The organism is Terrimonas alba (genome assembly GCF_042434975.1).
Taxonomy (GTDB): domain Bacteria; phylum Bacteroidota; class Bacteroidia; order Chitinophagales; family Chitinophagaceae; genus Terrimonas_B; species Terrimonas_B alba.
In genome coordinates this window covers 21155-37561 of the sequence record NZ_JBHMQM010000004.1, presented here as the reverse complement: position 1 = coordinate 37561, position 16407 = coordinate 21155, and the positions used below count along the sequence as shown (strand labels likewise).

10 protein-coding genes are annotated in these 16407 nt (G+C 42.5%); 9 read left to right on the top strand and 1 reads right to left on the bottom strand.

The annotated features are described in order from the left end of the window. Positions 1-59 precede the first annotated feature (59 nt). Positions 60-1985: an adenylate/guanylate cyclase domain-containing protein gene (locus ACFEL9_RS12070; protein WP_385890148.1), complete on the top strand. Its 1926-nt coding sequence runs from the start codon at positions 60-62 to the stop codon at positions 1983-1985. A gap of 20 nt (positions 1986-2005) precedes the next feature. On the opposite strand, the gene ACFEL9_RS12065 is transcribed toward ACFEL9_RS12070, so the two are convergent. Then, positions 2006-2500, bottom strand: coding sequence for a glucosaminidase domain-containing protein (locus ACFEL9_RS12065; protein ID WP_385890146.1), 495 nt, complete (start codon positions 2498-2500; stop codon positions 2006-2008). Positions 2501-2639: 139 nt separating this feature from the next. Between ACFEL9_RS12065 and ACFEL9_RS12060 the strand changes: the two genes are divergently transcribed. From ACFEL9_RS12060 to ACFEL9_RS12025, 8 genes are all read left to right on the top strand, one after another. Continuing rightward, entirely contained in the window at positions 2640-3344 is a 705-nt protein-coding gene (locus ACFEL9_RS12060; protein WP_385890144.1) for a hypothetical protein, read from the top strand. 142 nt (positions 3345-3486) lie between these two features. Next, a complete protein-coding gene (gene recA / locus ACFEL9_RS12055) occupies positions 3487-4494 on the top strand; it encodes a recombinase RecA (RefSeq protein ID WP_385890142.1) in 1008 nt (335 codons plus the stop codon). 192 nt (positions 4495-4686) lie between these two features. Further along, a complete protein-coding gene (locus ACFEL9_RS12050; RefSeq protein WP_385890139.1) occupies positions 4687-5142 on the top strand; it encodes an OB-fold protein in 456 nt (151 codons plus the stop codon). Between the two features lie 35 nt (positions 5143-5177). Beyond that, a complete protein-coding gene (locus ACFEL9_RS12045; protein ID WP_385890136.1) occupies positions 5178-5723 on the top strand; it encodes a YceI family protein in 546 nt (181 codons plus the stop codon). A 160-nt stretch (positions 5724-5883) separates the two neighbouring features. Continuing rightward, positions 5884-6336 carry a methylglyoxal synthase gene (locus ACFEL9_RS12040; RefSeq protein WP_385890133.1) on the top strand — a complete coding sequence of 151 codons (453 nt, stop codon included), beginning with the start codon at positions 5884-5886 and terminating at the stop codon, positions 6334-6336. Between the two features lie 279 nt (positions 6337-6615). Then, on the top strand, positions 6616-14190 hold the full coding sequence (locus tag ACFEL9_RS12035) for a GAF domain-containing protein (protein ID WP_385890131.1): 7575 nt from the start codon (positions 6616-6618) through the stop codon (positions 14188-14190). An 80-nt stretch (positions 14191-14270) separates the two neighbouring features. Further along, positions 14271-14648, top strand: a complete 378-nt coding sequence (locus ACFEL9_RS12030) for a response regulator transcription factor (protein ID WP_385890129.1) — start codon at positions 14271-14273, stop codon at positions 14646-14648. A gap of 54 nt (positions 14649-14702) precedes the next feature. Beyond that, positions 14703-16382, top strand: coding sequence for an adenylate/guanylate cyclase domain-containing protein (locus ACFEL9_RS12025; RefSeq protein ID WP_385890127.1), 1680 nt, complete (start codon positions 14703-14705; stop codon positions 16380-16382). Positions 16383-16407 lie beyond the last annotated feature (25 nt).

Genomic DNA, 16407 nt, shown 5'->3' with positions numbered 1-16407 from the left:
CACCGAAATTGCCGGGACGGTCTTCATTTGTTCAGTAATTTGCGGCTTCATTTTTAACTATGCGACAGCTCGCTGCTATATTATTCGCTGACATGACAGGCTATACAGCCCTGATGCAGGAGAACGAGCAACTGGCCCGCCTGAAACGCAGAAGACTCAAAGAAGTACTGGAGTCATCCATCGCTACATTCAACGGGAAAGTATTGCAATATTATGGTGATGGCTCCCTCAGTATTTTCAGCAGCGCCATCGACAGCGTCCGCAGCGCCATTCAAATACAACAACAATTGCAGGAGCAGGAACCCAAAGTAGACCTGCGCATTGGTATTCATACCGGCGATGTCATCATCGAAGAAGAAGCCATCTACGGCGACGGTGTCAACCTGGCTTCACGCATTGAATCGATGGGTGTGCCGGGTGGTATTTTTATTTCAGAAAAAGTACATGACGAAATAAAAAACCAGGATGGCATTAGCACCCGTGAACTGGGTTATTTTGAATTGAAAAACATAAAACAACCGGTTCGCATTTTTGCCATTGCCAACAGGGGAATTACTGTCCCCCGCCGCGATGAATTAAAAGGAAAAACAAAACAAACCGGCAACCGGCTGGCAGTGCTACCATTTGTCAATATGAGTGCCGATCCTGAAAACGAATATTTCAGCGATGGTATTACCGAAGAATTGTTGAACGCATTGACAAGAGTAGATGGCTTGCAGGTAACCTCGCGGACTTCCGCCTTTGCCTTCAAAGGAAAAAATGACGATATCCGCGACATTGCGATCCAGTTAAATGTAGACAAGGTGCTGGAAGGAAGTGTACGCAAAGCCGGCAACAGGGTTCGCATCACCGCACAGCTGATCAATGCCGCCGATGGCTATCATATCTGGAGTGAAAATTACGACCGCAACCTGACCGATATTTTCGAGGTGCAGGACGAGATCAGCGGCATCATTGCGAATAAACTGAGGGAAAATCTTTCTGCCAGAGAGCATCAATCGAAACACCTGGTAAAGGCTCCGACTAAAAACATCACCGCTTACACCCTTTATTTAAAAGGACTTCATTTCTGGAACAAACTCACACCCGCTGATTGCCGTAAAGCAATAGAATGTTTTGAACAGGCTATTGAGCTGGAACCCGCCTATGCTCATGCTTATGCCATGGCTGCTGCAGCCTATAGTTACCTGGGGTCTACCGGGCAAATGCTTCCTGAAAAAGCATTTGAAATAGTTCATCGTTATGCCGACAAGGCATTGGAGCTGGATAGTTCACTTGCTGAAAGCCATATTGCTAAAGCCAGCGCTTACCTGTTTTACGATTGGAAATGGCAGGACGCATTTGTTACGTTGCAAAAAGCAATTGAATTAAACCCCGGCGCCATCGAAGCGTATGAGTTGTTGGGAATGTATTATATCGTAATGGGACAAAAACAAAAAGCGGTTGCAGTATTGGAAACTGCGGAAGAAATGGACCCGCTTTCCCCGGTTATTAGTCAATCACTGGGAAGCATGTATGCTTTTGCCGAACGTTATGATGATGCCATTCGCCAGGCTGATAAGCTGTTGGAGATGAATCCCAAAATGCGCATTGCTCTCGAACTAAAAGCATGGTCCATCGGCATGCGGGGAGATTGGGCAGCGGCCAAGCCTTTGTTTGAAGAAGTACACCAGCTTACCAATCACCCGCTGAAAGGCTTAATGGGGTTAGGCTACGCATATGGCCGGTTGGGAATGATTGAGGAAGCAAAAGAAGTGATCCGTAAAATGGAGCAACGCCAGGTAGAAGAACCTAATTCAGTCATCGATGCCGACCTTGCCGGAGTTTGGTTCGGACTGGACGATTATGATAAGACATTCTATTACCTCAATCAGTGTGTTGATAAACGCATGGGGCCCATAAGTTATTTCCTGGAGTATCCCGCTTATAGTGGTATCAAAAAAGATCCCCGTTATGCTGATATCATGAAAAGACTGGGATTATAAAAACAACCGTTTACTTGTTGTTAGCCTTCGTCCAGTTTATGCAGCTTATGTTTTTGGATTGCAGCCGAAATATTCTTTTTCCATTCCTGCGGTACCGTGGAGTAGCCACTCTTGCTGATAGCATCCAGCCAAAGCTTGTAATCCATTTTACCTTTTAGCCTGGGATAAAATTTTCTCTTGCACAGCAATTTGCAAAAGGCAATATAAGAAGCCCTGCCGTCTGCATATTGCTTATAGCTTGACCGGATACCTTTTGTTTTCAATAAATTGTTTTTACCCTTTATCCCAAAATGATTGTTCAGCAACTTACAATTACGGCTTTTGCCGGCTCCTGACTCAATGATGGCGACGCCAAGGATTACGGAAGAAGGTATGCCATGAATGGCTGACAGGGAATCAGCGATAGGCCGGTATTGTTTAACATATTTCGATTGGCCAAAACTGGTTTGACAAACGAAGAGACAGACAAGCAATAGTAAGCCTGGTCGATTTTCAGGGAAGGATATGATTTTCATATATAACTTATACTGGTTTCAAATCAATAAAATCCGGCCAGCTCAATTCATATTATGGATTTTTATTCTTTCTTGTCGATAAATATAAGCTTAAGGTTTCTTTTTTTATAATCATTTACTTTGCAAAAATGCAGGGCTCATGAGTACAAGATTGATGGTGGACAAAGCCAGCCAATTACAGGAATACCGGGAAACCGGCTATCAACCGCAAAATCGTGCCATCCGGTTAATGGCAAAGATTATTTCTTATGTCTTTCACCCGCTTTTTGTACCGGTGTATATTGCCTGGTTTCTTGTAAATGCGCAACCCTATTTGTTTAGCATTTTCACACCAGCCGAAAAACTAATCACTCTTTTGCGGTTTTTCCTCATGTATAGTTTTTTCCCATTGGTGACGGTATTACTTGCCAAGGGGTTGGGCTTTTTGGATTCCATCTATCTCAAAACACAAAAAGAACGCATTATTCCCTATATCGCCTGCGGCATTTACTATTTCTGGATGTGCTACGTGCTGCGCAATCAACCACAGTTCTCTAAAGAGGTAGTTCAACTTTCGATGGCAATTTTCATCGCTTCTTCCATAGGACTACTGGTAAATATTTATATGAAAGTAAGTATGCATGCCATTTCCATGGGCATCCTTGTTGTTTTCATGGGCTTACTTTCATTTACACAAGCAGGGAATTATACTATTTATATGTCCGTGGCTCTTATCATCGCCGGCATTGTCTGCACAGCCCGCTTTATTGTTTCTGATCATACTCCCGGTGAAATTTATATGGGCCTGATCGTGGGTGGAATTTCGCAGTTGTTAGCTATTTGGGCCGACGGCATCCTGCCTTAATGTACTTTGTGTTTCGAAAAAATACAAAAAATATTAGTTTTTAATTACTAAATAGTTTAGTTTCGTTTTATTATAAAATAATTCGCAAGACAATACGTAAATCCTAAATTTGGAAATGGCAAAAACAGAAAAAACTACCGATATGTCAAACAACACTAGTGAAAAGTTGAAAGCTTTAAAGCTGACAATGGACAAAATAGAAAAAGACTATGGTAAGGGAAGTGTGATGATGATGAATGAAAAAGGAGAGGCCCAGCAGGAAGTAATTTCTACCGGCTCTATCGGGTTGGATGTGGCACTGGGTATCGGTGGTCTGCCGAGGGGAAGGGTAATTGAGATCTACGGCCCTGAGTCTTCCGGTAAAACAACGGTAGCTACGCATGTAATTGCCGAAGCGCAAAAAAAAGGCGGCATGTGTGCCATTATCGATGCAGAGCATGCATTTGATAGTTCTTATGCTCAAAAATTAGGTGTTGATGTCGATAATCTTTTAATATCACAGCCTGACTATGGTGAGCAGGCTTTGGAGATCGCCGATCGACTGATTCTTTCCGGTGCTTTGGATGTTGTAGTGATAGACTCAGTGGCTGCACTCGTACCAAAAAGTGAATTGGAAGGTGAAATGGGTGACAGCAAAATGGGACTCCATGCAAGGTTAATGAGCCAGGCATTGCGCAAACTCACTGCTACAATATCTAAAACCAATACCATCTGTATTTTCATCAACCAGCTTCGGGAAAAGATAGGTGTGATGTTTGGAAACCCTGAAACAACAACAGGGGGTAATGCCTTGAAATTTTACGCATCTGTTCGTTTGGACATCCGCCGCAGCACTCAAATCAAAGATGGTGATGAGGCAGTAGGCAACCGGGTAAAGGTGAAAGTCGTTAAGAATAAAGTGGCTCCGCCTTTCAGGGCTGCAGAGTTTGATATCATTTTTGGCGAGGGTATTTCAAAAACCGGCGAGATCATTGACATGGGTGTAGAATTGGGGGTTGTGCAAAAAAGTGGAAGCTGGTTTAGCTACAATAGCGATAAACTGGGCCAGGGACGTGATGCCGTAAAACAATTATTGATCGATAACCCTGAATTGGCCAAAGAAATAGAAGTAAAGATCAGGGAAAAAATAAAAGAAGTACAGGCCTCTTAAAATATTCGTTCCCAGTATTTAAACTGGAGGATGAGTTAGTAAGTAAAAGTCATTTTGGTCATTCCAGGATGACTTTTTACATTTTTTTAAAGATCTGGTGACCCTCTTCAATGTTTAAACATCATATATTTGTTGACTCGTTTTTCCGGAATGCAACTTGTTTGCCCATGAAAAGCAACTTAAGAGAAGAATATGCCGAAAACAAAAAAAAGCTGGCTGAAAAAATCATTGATCGTCTTTGTTGTTCTGGCTGCAATAGCTGCCGGCATCTACTGGTACATTGCAACGGAAAAATTTGCTGATACCAAAGACAGGAAGGCTGATTTCAGTGTTTCCGCCCTTGACTTCATCCGTGAGTTTGAAAAAAGTGATAGTGTCGCCAATAAAAAATACACTGACAAAATCATAACAGTTAGCGGCACGGTTTCTGAAATAGAGCCGGCGGATACCACTGTCAATATCAAATTTATTGATACTACCAGCGGGTCTTATGCCATCTTCGCTTTCCAGGAGCAACATATTGCGGAAGCAAAAACATTGAAAGTAGGAGATTCCGTATCTATAAAGGGTTCCTGCAGCGGCGGTGTATTCAGTGAAATTTTAGGTACAGAATTTATCACATTCAAGCGTTGTGCAATAGTTAAATAGTAATAATAAAACCACTCACTTTAAACAATCAGAAAATGAAAAAAATCTTCTTTATTCTTTCCCTTGTAGCGGCAACAGGAAGCCTGTTTGCGCAAAAGAAAACAACTACATCAGCGACGATTTCATTCGATGCAAGTACCGCCATTGATAACCTGCCAAAGGCAGATAATAAAACTGTCGTTGCAGCTATTGATACAAAAACCGGTGCGGTTCAGTTTGAAGCCAACGTGAAAAACTTTGCTTTCAAGAACCCCATGATGCAAGAGCATTTCAATGGTGAAAAATGGCTGAATTCCAGTCAGCACCCTACTTTCACATTCAAAGGAAATATTGTAGACCTTTCCGCTGTAAATTTTGCAAAAGATGGTTCCTACAAAACGGATGTTGAAGGTGTATTGACTGTTAAAGGCCAAAGTCAAAAAGTAAAAGTGCCAGGTACTGTTGTTGTAAATGGCAATAGCCTGACAACTACTGCTAATTTCTCCATTGCTTTGGCTGATTATGGAATCACCGGGGCTGCCATTGACGGCGGTAAAGTATCAAAAAATCCAAAAATTACCGTTACTGCCGATTTTAAATAATTAATCTTTTCTTTTTTTACTGAATCCGCTCAATGAGCGGATTTTTTATTTGTAAAACTCACTCTTGATCGCTACAAGGAATATTGCCTTTTGTCAAATGATTCTCATTACCAATCTGTAATTTCATGCCGATTTTGATCAACAACTAACAACAATAAAAATGAATACCCGGGTATTAGGCAGTCGTAAACGAATAGCATTGGTCGCACATGATAATATGAAAGATGAAATTATTGAATGGGCTATTTATAATAAGGCGGCACTGGCCAAACATCGCCTTTATGCTACCGGCACCACGGGTTCATTATTAGAAGCCGCACTCGATCAATCGATATCAAAATTTTTGAGTGGCCCTCTTGGTGGTGACCAGCAAATAGGAGCTGCCATTGCCGAAGGGAAAATTGATGCCCTCATATTTTTTTGGGATCCCATGGAAGCTCAGCCACATGACCCTGATATAAAAGCATTGTTGCGGGTAGCGGCCACCTGGAATATTCCAACTGCCTGTAACAGGGCTACCGCCGATTTCTTAATGACCTCTCCTCTTATGCACGAGGAGTATAAAACATTACTGGCTGATTTTTCAACCTATACAAACAGGAAATTAAAATAAAGAGGTTGGTTCATTCAGCAGGATTTTGATACGGTTGCCTGGAGAAGGACTTATCGCCGGTTAAACCAGTTGATCTTGCTGGCGTATACCAGGGCTCTTAATACCAACGCCTGGTTAATGTTTGTGCAGGACCAATAAAGCACTGTTATTGGATATAGTGTTTAAGAATTGTGCTATATTTAATAAGAGATCACCGAAAATCAATTCCGGCCCGCTCCGCACTTTTGAAGGCTTTATCCTCTATCTGATCGAAAAGCATGTTTTTAACTGCATTTGATCATGAGAAATAGCCGCCCATTTAGCAAAAACAAGGGAATAGCTGCAATTTGTTTTGCCAGCATTGTGATCTTTTTAAGCCCACTATCTCTCATAGCGCAGGCCATTTCGGAAAAAGGATTGCCTTTTATTACTAACTACAGCCCCAAAACATTCAAGGCTCTGCCGCAAACCTGGTGCATCATCGAAGACGGCCGTGGCATTATGTATTTCGGCGTACAGGCTACCATCCTGGAATATGATGGTGTGAGATGGCGAAAAATAATTTTCAATGGCCCCGCTCCGGCAGTTGTAAGGTCATTGGCGCGGGATAAAAACGGCACCATTTATTATGGAGCTGCGGGTGATTTTGGCTATCTCATGCGGGATAGCGTGGGACAGACGAGAGCAATTTCTCTCCGACAATATATTCCTGCAGCCTACAGGAACTTTTTTGACGTATGGACCATTCATATCAGTGGATCCGATATTTATTTTCAGTCACGGGAATATATTTTCCGGATCAACGAAAAGAGGGAGGTAAAGACATGGGTACCCAAAACAAAATTCATGTACGCTTTCTTTTACGACGACAATTATTTTGTGCACGAATCAAATGTAGGTCTGCTAAAACTGGTAAAAGATTCCTTGCAGCTGATACCAGGTAGTGAGTTTCTTGGGCGGGAAAGAGTACAGGTGATGCTTCCTTATAACGCCAGTACTCCCCAGGCGAGCCCCGGCATTGGAAAGCAATATATATTGGGAATGTTTTACGCAGGCATGTTCTTGTTTGATGACAGCGGCTTTCGGCCATTTAAAACCGAAGCAGATGAATTGGTGAGGGCCGGGACATTATACAAAGGCGCCATGTTGTCCAACGGCAATTATGTTCTGTCAACTACAGGAAAGGGACTCGTCATCATAGACGCTTCGGGCAAAATATTACAATTGATTAATCGTGATGTTGGTTTGCAGGATGAATCAGTTTATGGCGTTTATTCGGACAGCAAGGGTACATTGTGGCTGGCTTTAGACAATGGTATCTCCCGTGTAGAAACCGCTTCGCCGCTCACTCAATTCACCAATCAATCAGGTATTAATACAGCAACATTAAGCATTCAACGGTTTGAAGGCAAACTGTACCTCGGTACCACCAATGGATTACTACGGTTTAATGAGCTAACCGGCCGGTTTGACCCGGTAAGCCTGGTGCCCCCGAATCAAACCTTTAACCTGGTAAAAGATGGTAATACCCTTTTAGTTGCCAACGATGGTCTTTTTTCGATCCGCAATGGTAAACCCACCCTGATACGATCCTCGGTTGGTGGCGACCTGCAATTGTCCGGTTTGTTTATTTCAAAGAATCATCCTGATATGTTGTTGGGTGGCGCTACGTTTGGAGTAGCTGTTTTTTCCCGAAAAAATTCAGCACAACCCTGGCAATTCAAAGGTCATGTCCCTAAGCTGGATGATCAGTTTTGGACCTTTTCAGAAAATAAAGATGGTACGGTTTGGGCAGGCACACAAAGTGGCGCTGTTTACCTGCTGACACCGGCATTCGATAAAAATGGAGAACCGGATATCCATCAATTCCGTTTCGAAAGGTTTGGTGAAGCAAATGGATTAAAAAACTCACTGGGGGCTGTTTATCATATAAAGGGTGAAAGTTGGTTTGTCGGCGATTCTGCCTTGTACAAATTTGATGAGAAGCAAAAAAGATTTTATCCGGACACGGTCACTTTCGGTCGTTTTCCTAATGGCGGAGGCTCCAGTGAATTTGATATGATAGAAGATGCTGTCGGCAGAGTGTGGCTTCGGTTTGGTAAAGAAACTATTTTGGCTACACCACAACCCGATGGTAAATACCGGATCGATAAAACTCCTTTACTGCCCATTTCGGAAAGAACTATTGGAAAAATTTATCCTGAATCCAATGGCATTGTGTGGATATGCACGACAGATGGATTAGTCAGGTACGATGAAAATCTCCAAAAGAACTATGACCAGCCTTTTAAAACCCTGCTTCGCCAGATTACCGCCGGCAACAATCTATTGAATCCTGTAGTTGACAATAACAAAACGGAAAAAATGCAGGTTGCCTATAACAGCAACACATTGCGGTTTGAATATGCTACTCCTTTCTTTGAACAGGAAGACAAAACTCTTTTTCAAACATGGCTGGAAGGTTTTGAAGAAGGCTGGTCCACGTTTGATAACAATTATTATAAAGAATATACCAACCTTCCTGCCGGCAAATATCATTTTCATGTCAGGGCAAAAAACGTTTATCAAAAACTCAGTGAAGAGTCTGTTTTCTCATTTACCATCAAGGCGCCATGGTATGCCAGTTGGTGGGCTTACACCTTGTATGCCTGTGCCGCCATCTCATTAATTGGTCTTATAGTTTGGTTCCGCACTCGCCAGTTAAAAGAAAAACACAAAGAACTGGAAGAAACGGTGGCGCTGCGAACCGCAGAGTTGAGTCACCGGGTAAAAGAACTCGGCGTTATCAACAGCGTACAGGAAGGACTGGTGAAAGAAATGGGTATGCAGGACATCTATGAAATGGTAGGCGAAAAGATCCGGGCCATTTTCAATGCGCAGATAATTGATATTGTCACTTATGACAGCAAAACCAATTTGATGGAGGACCGGTATTCCTACGAAAAAGGCGATAGAACTCTGGTTGGAAAATGGGAACCCGCCGGTTTCAGAAAACATGTGATTGATACCGGTCAGCCCTTTGTAATTAATAAAGACCTTGACGCAATAAGCAGGAAGTTCAATAGTAAAGTGATTTATGGCGAGCAACCAAAATCCGCCGTTTTTGTGCCGCTTATAACAGGTAATGAGGTAAAAGGTATGATCAGTCTGCAAAACCTGGATAAAGAAATGGCTTTCCCTGATTCGGATGTAAGCCTGCTCACCACATTGGCCAATAGTATGAGTGTGGCGCTGGAAAGTGCCCGTCGTTTTGATGAGACTAATCGTTTACTTAAAGAAACTGAACAACGTAATGCTGAACTCGCTGTTATTAACAGTGTACAGGAAAGCCTGGTAGCCAAAATGGATATACAGGGCATCTATGAACTGGTCGGCGAAAAGATCCGGGAAATTTTTGATGCCCAGGTTATTGATATCGTCACCTATGACAAGAAGGCCGGCCTCATCGAAGACAGGTATGCCTATGAAAAAGGCGATAGAACAATGCTCGGGCCAAGGGCTCCTAATGGATTCAGGAAACACGTCATAGAAACCGGTCAAATACTTTTACATAACCGGGATGTAGAGCAAAAAATGAAAGAGTTTGGCAATGAAATTTTAATTGGCGACAAACCAAAATCGCAAATGTATGTGCCGATGGTTGCCGGCAATGAGATAAAAGGTGTCATCAGCCTGCAAAATCTTGACCATGAAGACGCTTTTTCCAATTCAGATGTAAGCCTTTTAACAACGCTGGCCAACAGCATGAGTGTAGCATTGGAAAGTGCCCGCCTGTTTGATGAAACCAATCGCTTATTAAAGGAAACAGAACAACGCAACGCGGAACTGGCAGTGATCAATAGTGTACAGGACGGCCTGGTAAGAGAAATGGATATGCAGGGCATTTATGACCTGGTGGGAGAAAAAATGCGTGAAATTTTTGATGCGCAGGTCATTGATATAGTAACCTACGATCGCAAAGCCAACTTAATTGAAGACAAATATTCCTATGAAAAAGGTGATAGAACATTATTGGGACCAAGAGAACCAAAAGGCTTCCGCAAACATGTGATACAAACCCGGCAGGTATTACTGCATAATGAACATGTAGAACAAAAGATAAAGGAATTTGACAATGAAATTTTAATCGGTGAAATACCAAAGTCACAGGTCTATGTTCCACTTGTTGCAGCTAACGAAGTCACCGGCGTTATTAGTTTACAAAACGTCGATCATGAACATGCTTTTACTGAGTCCGACGTAAGCCTGCTGACCACATTGGCCAATAGCATGAGTGTGGCCCTTGAAAGTGCCCGGCTTTTTGATGAAACAAACAGGCTGCTGAAAGAAACCGAACAACGCACTGCAGAGTTGGCCGTTATCAATAGCGTTCAGGATGGGTTGGCGAAGGAATTGGATATGGAGGGTATTTATAACCTTGTCGGTGACAGGGTGCAAAAACTTTTTGATGCACAGGTTACAATCATTGCCACGTTCGATTTTGAAAACAAGACTGAACTCTTTAATTACTTTTTTGAAAACAATGAAAAGGTCAAAGTTGAGCCCCGGCCGATCAATAAACTAAGACAACTGTTAATTGATAAGAAGCATACGATTTATATTCCCACAAAAGAAATAGCAATAACGGAATATGGATTAACACCCATAGCAGGTACAGCCATCACTAAATCGTTGATATTTGTGCCCCTTCTTTCCGGGAATATCATCAAAGGATATGTTAGTCTTCAAAATATAGATAAAGAAAATGCCTTTTCGGAATCCGATATCCGCCTGTTGGAAACATTATCCAATAGTATGAGTGTGGCTTTGGAAAATGCCCGGCTCTTTGATGAAACCAGTCGCCTGCTGAAAGAAACTGAACAGCGCAATGCCGAACTGGCTGTTATCAACAGTGTGCAGGAAAGCCTGGTAGCGCAGATGGATATGCAGGGAATTTATGTGTTGGTAGGTGAAAAAATGCGGGAGATATTCAATGCGCAGGTCATTGATATTGTTACTTATGATAAGAACAGTAATCTTATAGAAGACCGGTATGCATTTGAAAAGGGAGACCGTACTTTATTGGAACCAAGACCACCCAAAGGTTTCAGGAAACATGTCATAGAAACCGGCCAGTTATTGGTCATCAACAAAGACATTGAAAAACTGAGGCCGATCTACGACAATACAGTTATGGTTGGCCAGGCTGCCAAATCAATAGTACTTGTCCCGATGATAGCAGGCGGTGAAGTAACTGGTGTGATCAGTTTGCAAAACCTCGACCAGGAAAATGCATTTTCAGATTCCGATATAAGCCTTCTTTCAACACTGGTTAATAGCATGAGTGTGGCATTGAAGAGTGCCAGACTATTTGATGAAACAACCAGGCTGCTAAAAGAAACCGAATTACGAAAAGCTGAGCTGGCAACGATTAACAGTGTACAGGACGGACTGGTGAAGGAATTTAAATCGCAGGGCATTTATGAATTGGTGGGTGAAAAACTTTGCCAGTTATTCGATACACAAACGGTGTTGATCCGAACATTTGACAAGGACAGCACCACCGAAACCTGGCAATATGCTATTGAAAAAGGCAAACGTCATTATTCAGAACCCCGGCCCTTAATTTGGGCCAATAAGCAAATGATCCGAACCCATCAGCCAATTCTCATCAACGAAAATTATGTTGAGACAGCAAAGAAATATGGCGGTACAGGTGTAAGCATGGGACAAGCGCCAAAGTCAGCGGTATTTGTTCCAATGATTGTGGCTGATAAAATAAGAGGCTCTGTGAGCCTGCAAAATGTAGACAAAGAACATGCGTTCAACGAGGCTGACGTAAAACTGTTAAGTACCATCACCAGCAGTATGGGTGTTGCGCTGGAAAATGCAAGGTTGTTTGATGAAACAACGAGATTATTGGCAGAAGCAAAACAACGGGCATCCGAACTGGGAACTGTTAATAATATCAGCCAGGCTCTCACGTCGCAATTAAATACTGAGCAACTGATCAAACTGGTTGGCGATCAAATGAAGGACCTTTTCAGAGCGAATATTGTTTACCTCGCATTATTAAATTCAAAAACAAAAATCATTCATTTCCCTTACATGTACGGGGATACACTCACTCCTATGAAACTCGGTAAGGGTCTCACGTCAAAAATTATTTTGTCAGGCAAACCGCTGCTGATTAATAAAGAGGTCACTGCCAAAACGGAGGAATTGGGAATCACGCATATTGGCGTGCCAGCCGCCTCTTATCTCGGCGTTCCTATTCCTGTCGGTGAAGAAATCATCGGTGTACTAAGTGTACAAAGCACTGAAAGTGAGAACCGCTTCAATGAAAACGATGAACGTTTACTTTCTACTATCGCCGCCTCTGTAGGCGTTGCGTTGCGGAAAGCTCAGTTGTTTGAAGAATTAACGCTGGCCAAACAACAGGCAGAAGAGGCAAGTCAAACTGCTGATAAAGCCAACCAGGCGAAAAGTGCATTCCTTTCTACCGTCAGCCATGAGCTAAGAACGCCGCTAACTTCTGTTTTGGGCTTTGCCAAAATCATTAAAAAAAGATTGGAAGACAAAATATTTCCTGCTACGAATCAGTCTGATCCAAAAACAACCAAAACTATTAACCAGGTCTCTGAGAACCTTGATGTAGTAATTTCTGAAGGTGAGCGGTTAACTAACCTGATCAACGAAGTATTAGACCTTGCCAAGATAGAGGCGGGTAAGATGGAGTGGAACCTGGAGAGTGTATCCATGCAGGAAATAATGGAACGGGCCATTGCAGCGACCACATCGCTATTTGAACAAAAAAACCTGGAACTCGAAAAATTTATTGAGCCCAACCTTCCGCTGATCAGCGGTGACCGGGATAAACTGATCCAGGTAGTGGTAAACCTGATTTCAAATGCTGTAAAATTCACGCCATCAGGAAAAGTAATTTGCCGGGCCAATCAGCAAAATGATGAAATAGTAGTTGGAGTTGAAGATACCGGCATTGGTATAGCGCCGCAGGATCATGATGCAGTCTTCGAACAATTTAAACAAGTAGTAGGAGATACGCTGACAGATAAACCAAAGGGAACTGGTCTTGGACTTCCTATTTGCAAAGAAATAGTGGAACACCACGGTGGCCGGATTTGGCTTAAGAGTGAACCAGGAAAAGGAAGTACTTTCTTTTTTGCTCTACCTCTTCAGAAAGCAGCCCCTGCAACTCCTATTCATCTTAATGACCTGGTGAAACAACTGAAGGAACAAATGGCACAATCAAAATTCAGTTCGAATGGTCATCATGCCACCATCCTTGTGGTTGATGATGATGATTCTATTCGCTCCTTGCTCTACCAGGAACTGGGAGATGCAGGCTATATCATCGAAGAAGCAAAAAATGGAAAGGAAGCATTGGCCAGTATTCGTAATCACCGACCCGATCTTGTCATACTCGACATCATGATGCCGGAGATGAATGGTTTTGACGTTGCTGCTATTCTGAAAAACGATCCTCAAACCATGGATATTCCCATCATCGTGCTGTCAATAGTCCAGGATAAGGCAAGAGGATTTCGTATCGGAGTCGATCGTTACCTGACCAAGCCGATAGATACTGCACAACTATTTACAGAAGTGGGCAGCCTGCTTGAGCAAGGCAAGTCAAAGAAAAAAGTAATGGTTGTTGATGAAGATACAACAGCGGTGAGAACTCTGACCGAAGTATTGCAGGCGAAGGGTTACCAGGTAGTAGAGTCTGATGGGAAAGAATTAGTAGAAAAAGCGATCATCAATCAACCGGACATAATAATTCTTAATTCAGTGCTGAGTGCAAAGCAGGAGATCGTACAGTCGTTGCGATTTGAAAAAGGATTGGAGAATGTTTTGTTTTTAATTTACCAGTAAGGAGTTGAAATGGCTGTTACCGGTTACCAGTTACCGGCAACGGGAAACAGGGAACTGGTAACCTAACTAAAAATAAACCGATGGAGCAAAAAATTTTAATTGTAGATGATGAAGCGCATATCCGGATGCTGATTGAGCAAACACTGGAAGAATTGGAAGATGAGGGTGTTGAATTTCTGACCGCGGAAAATGGTGAAGCGGCATTGTCGATCATCCAGGAGGAAAAGCCGCAGCTTGTTTTTTTGGATGTAATGATGCCAAAAATGAATGGCATGGAAGTTTGCAAAAAAGTAAAAAAGGAATTGAAGCTGGATAACGTTTACATCGCCTTATTGACTGCCAAGGGGCAGGAACTTGACCGGCAAAAGGGCCAGGAAGTAGGGGCCGATGTTTATATGACCAAGCCATTTGACCCTGAAGTAATATTGAATAAAGCAAGAGAAGTATTACAATTGTAAACGTTTCGGTTTTAGTAATAAAATATTATCTGTCCTTATCTTCTTCACACCATTATGGCCAAAATCAGCCTTAAAAATATCATCGGTAAAAAAAACAGCAGTGCTGATTTGCTGAACTCTTTAATTGAAACAACAAATGCGGCTATCAGGATCGAAGATGAAAACGGAAATTTTATAGCCGGTAACGCCAATGCCGTTGATAAATTTCAGCAACCGATTCAACCAGAAGGAGAGCTGCTCGGTTGGGTGAAAGGTGACGAAAAAACGGAACTGGTCGCATCACTGCTGACACTACTTGCACAAAAAGACCTGGAGAAAAAAAAACTAGGCGCCGAAGTGTTGATGCTTTACCAGGAAGTAAACATGGTATTTAATTTTTCTGATAAGCTGGCCCAGGCTATCGGTCCAACGGCAATTGCGGCCATAACACTTGAAGAAGCGATGCATCTTGTGCGATCATCAAGCGGACTGGTGGTTTTATGGGATGAAAGTAGCAGGCAATTACAATTACCAGCTGCGTCAGGTGAAGAATTATTCAACAAAGAAAAAACTGTTGAGCAGGCGAACCTGATGTTAAAGATTGGATTGAGCGGGCAGTCTGATATAATGAGTGATCTCAGCATTCTCAAAGAAACAGGAATAATTAAACCCGTTGTACAATCATTAATGTATGCTGCATTAAAAGTCAAGCATCGGGTGATGGGGGCCATCATACTCGCCAGCGATAAGGCTGCACAATATGCAGCCGCCGACTTGAAATTTCTTACTACGCTTGCTTTGCAATCATCATCTGCCATTGAAAGCGCTTTGCTGTATGAAAAAAATATCCGGGAAGCAAGAGAAAAAGAAGAAGCGATGCGCCGGATTTATGAAGTGACCGGCAAATTTGTCCCTTATGAATTTATTGGTTCACTCGGCCACACCGTAATTACTGATGTAAAATTGGGCGACCAGGTTGAAAAAATAGTAACGGTTCTTTTTACCGACATTAGAGACTATACGGCGCTATCTGAAAAAATGACCCCGGAAGAAACCTTCAATTTTGTTTGTTCTTACAATGAATATTTAGGTCCCCTTATTCGTCGCCATAATGGATTTATCAATCAGTATTTGGGTGATGCGATTATGGCACTGTTTCCCGGCGGAGCTGATGATGCGTTAGCTGCCGCCATCGAGATCAAAAAAAATATTCGCCAGCTAAATGAAAAAATCAATTCTTCTACCCATCATCCAATACAAATTGGTATAGGCATGCACACCGGTCCGTTGATCATGGGCATTACAGGTGATAAGGATCGCCTGGATGCAACCACTATTTCAGATACTGTAAATACTGCTTCCCGCATCGAGAGCCTGACAAAATATTATAAAGCCGGCATTTTACTCAGCGACGCAACACTACAACAAATCAAATCCCCGGAGAATTTTCAGTTGCGGTGGCTCGGTAAAGTACAAGTAAAAGGAAAACTGGAACCCGTTGGAATTTATGAATGCTTCAGCGGTGGCGCTGACGTAGAAATAATAGCAAAAGAAAAAACACTTTCTTTCTTCAACGATGGGATGCAATATTACCTCAACAAATCATTTGCATCCGCCATCGATTGCTTCCAGGCCATATTGGAAAAATATCCGGAGGATAGAACAGCGGCTTTCTTCCTCGACAGTGCAATCAAACATTTACAAACAGGTGTGCCGGAGAACTGGGCCGGTGTAGTGGAGATGGTGAATAAATGAAGGATGTCTAACGATTTTTAAAAAA

Bases quoted from the DNA above. Each gene is read 5' to 3' on its own strand.
- ACFEL9_RS12035 (WP_385890131.1), top strand. From the start codon at position 6,616: ATGAGAAATAGCCGCCCATTTAGCAAAAACAAGGGAATAGCTGCAATT.
- ACFEL9_RS12025 (WP_385890127.1), top strand. From the start codon at position 14,703: ATGGCCAAAATCAGCCTTAAAAATATCATCGGTAAAAAAAACAGCAGT.
- ACFEL9_RS12060 (WP_385890144.1), top strand. From the start codon at position 2,640: ATGAGTACAAGATTGATGGTGGACAAAGCCAGCCAATTACAGGAATAC.
- ACFEL9_RS12040 (WP_385890133.1), top strand. From the start codon at position 5,884: ATGAATACCCGGGTATTAGGCAGTCGTAAACGAATAGCATTGGTCGCA.
- ACFEL9_RS12050 (WP_385890139.1), top strand. From the start codon at position 4,687: ATGCCGAAAACAAAAAAAAGCTGGCTGAAAAAATCATTGATCGTCTTT.
- ACFEL9_RS12070 (WP_385890148.1), top strand. From the start codon at position 60: ATGCGACAGCTCGCTGCTATATTATTCGCTGACATGACAGGCTATACA.
- ACFEL9_RS12030 (WP_385890129.1), top strand. From the start codon at position 14,271: ATGGAGCAAAAAATTTTAATTGTAGATGATGAAGCGCATATCCGGATG.
- ACFEL9_RS12045 (WP_385890136.1), top strand. From the start codon at position 5,178: ATGAAAAAAATCTTCTTTATTCTTTCCCTTGTAGCGGCAACAGGAAGC.
- ACFEL9_RS12065 (WP_385890146.1), bottom strand. From the start codon at position 2,500: ATGAAAATCATATCCTTCCCTGAAAATCGACCAGGCTTACTATTGCTT.
- recA (WP_385890142.1), top strand. From the start codon at position 3,487: ATGTCAAACAACACTAGTGAAAAGTTGAAAGCTTTAAAGCTGACAATG.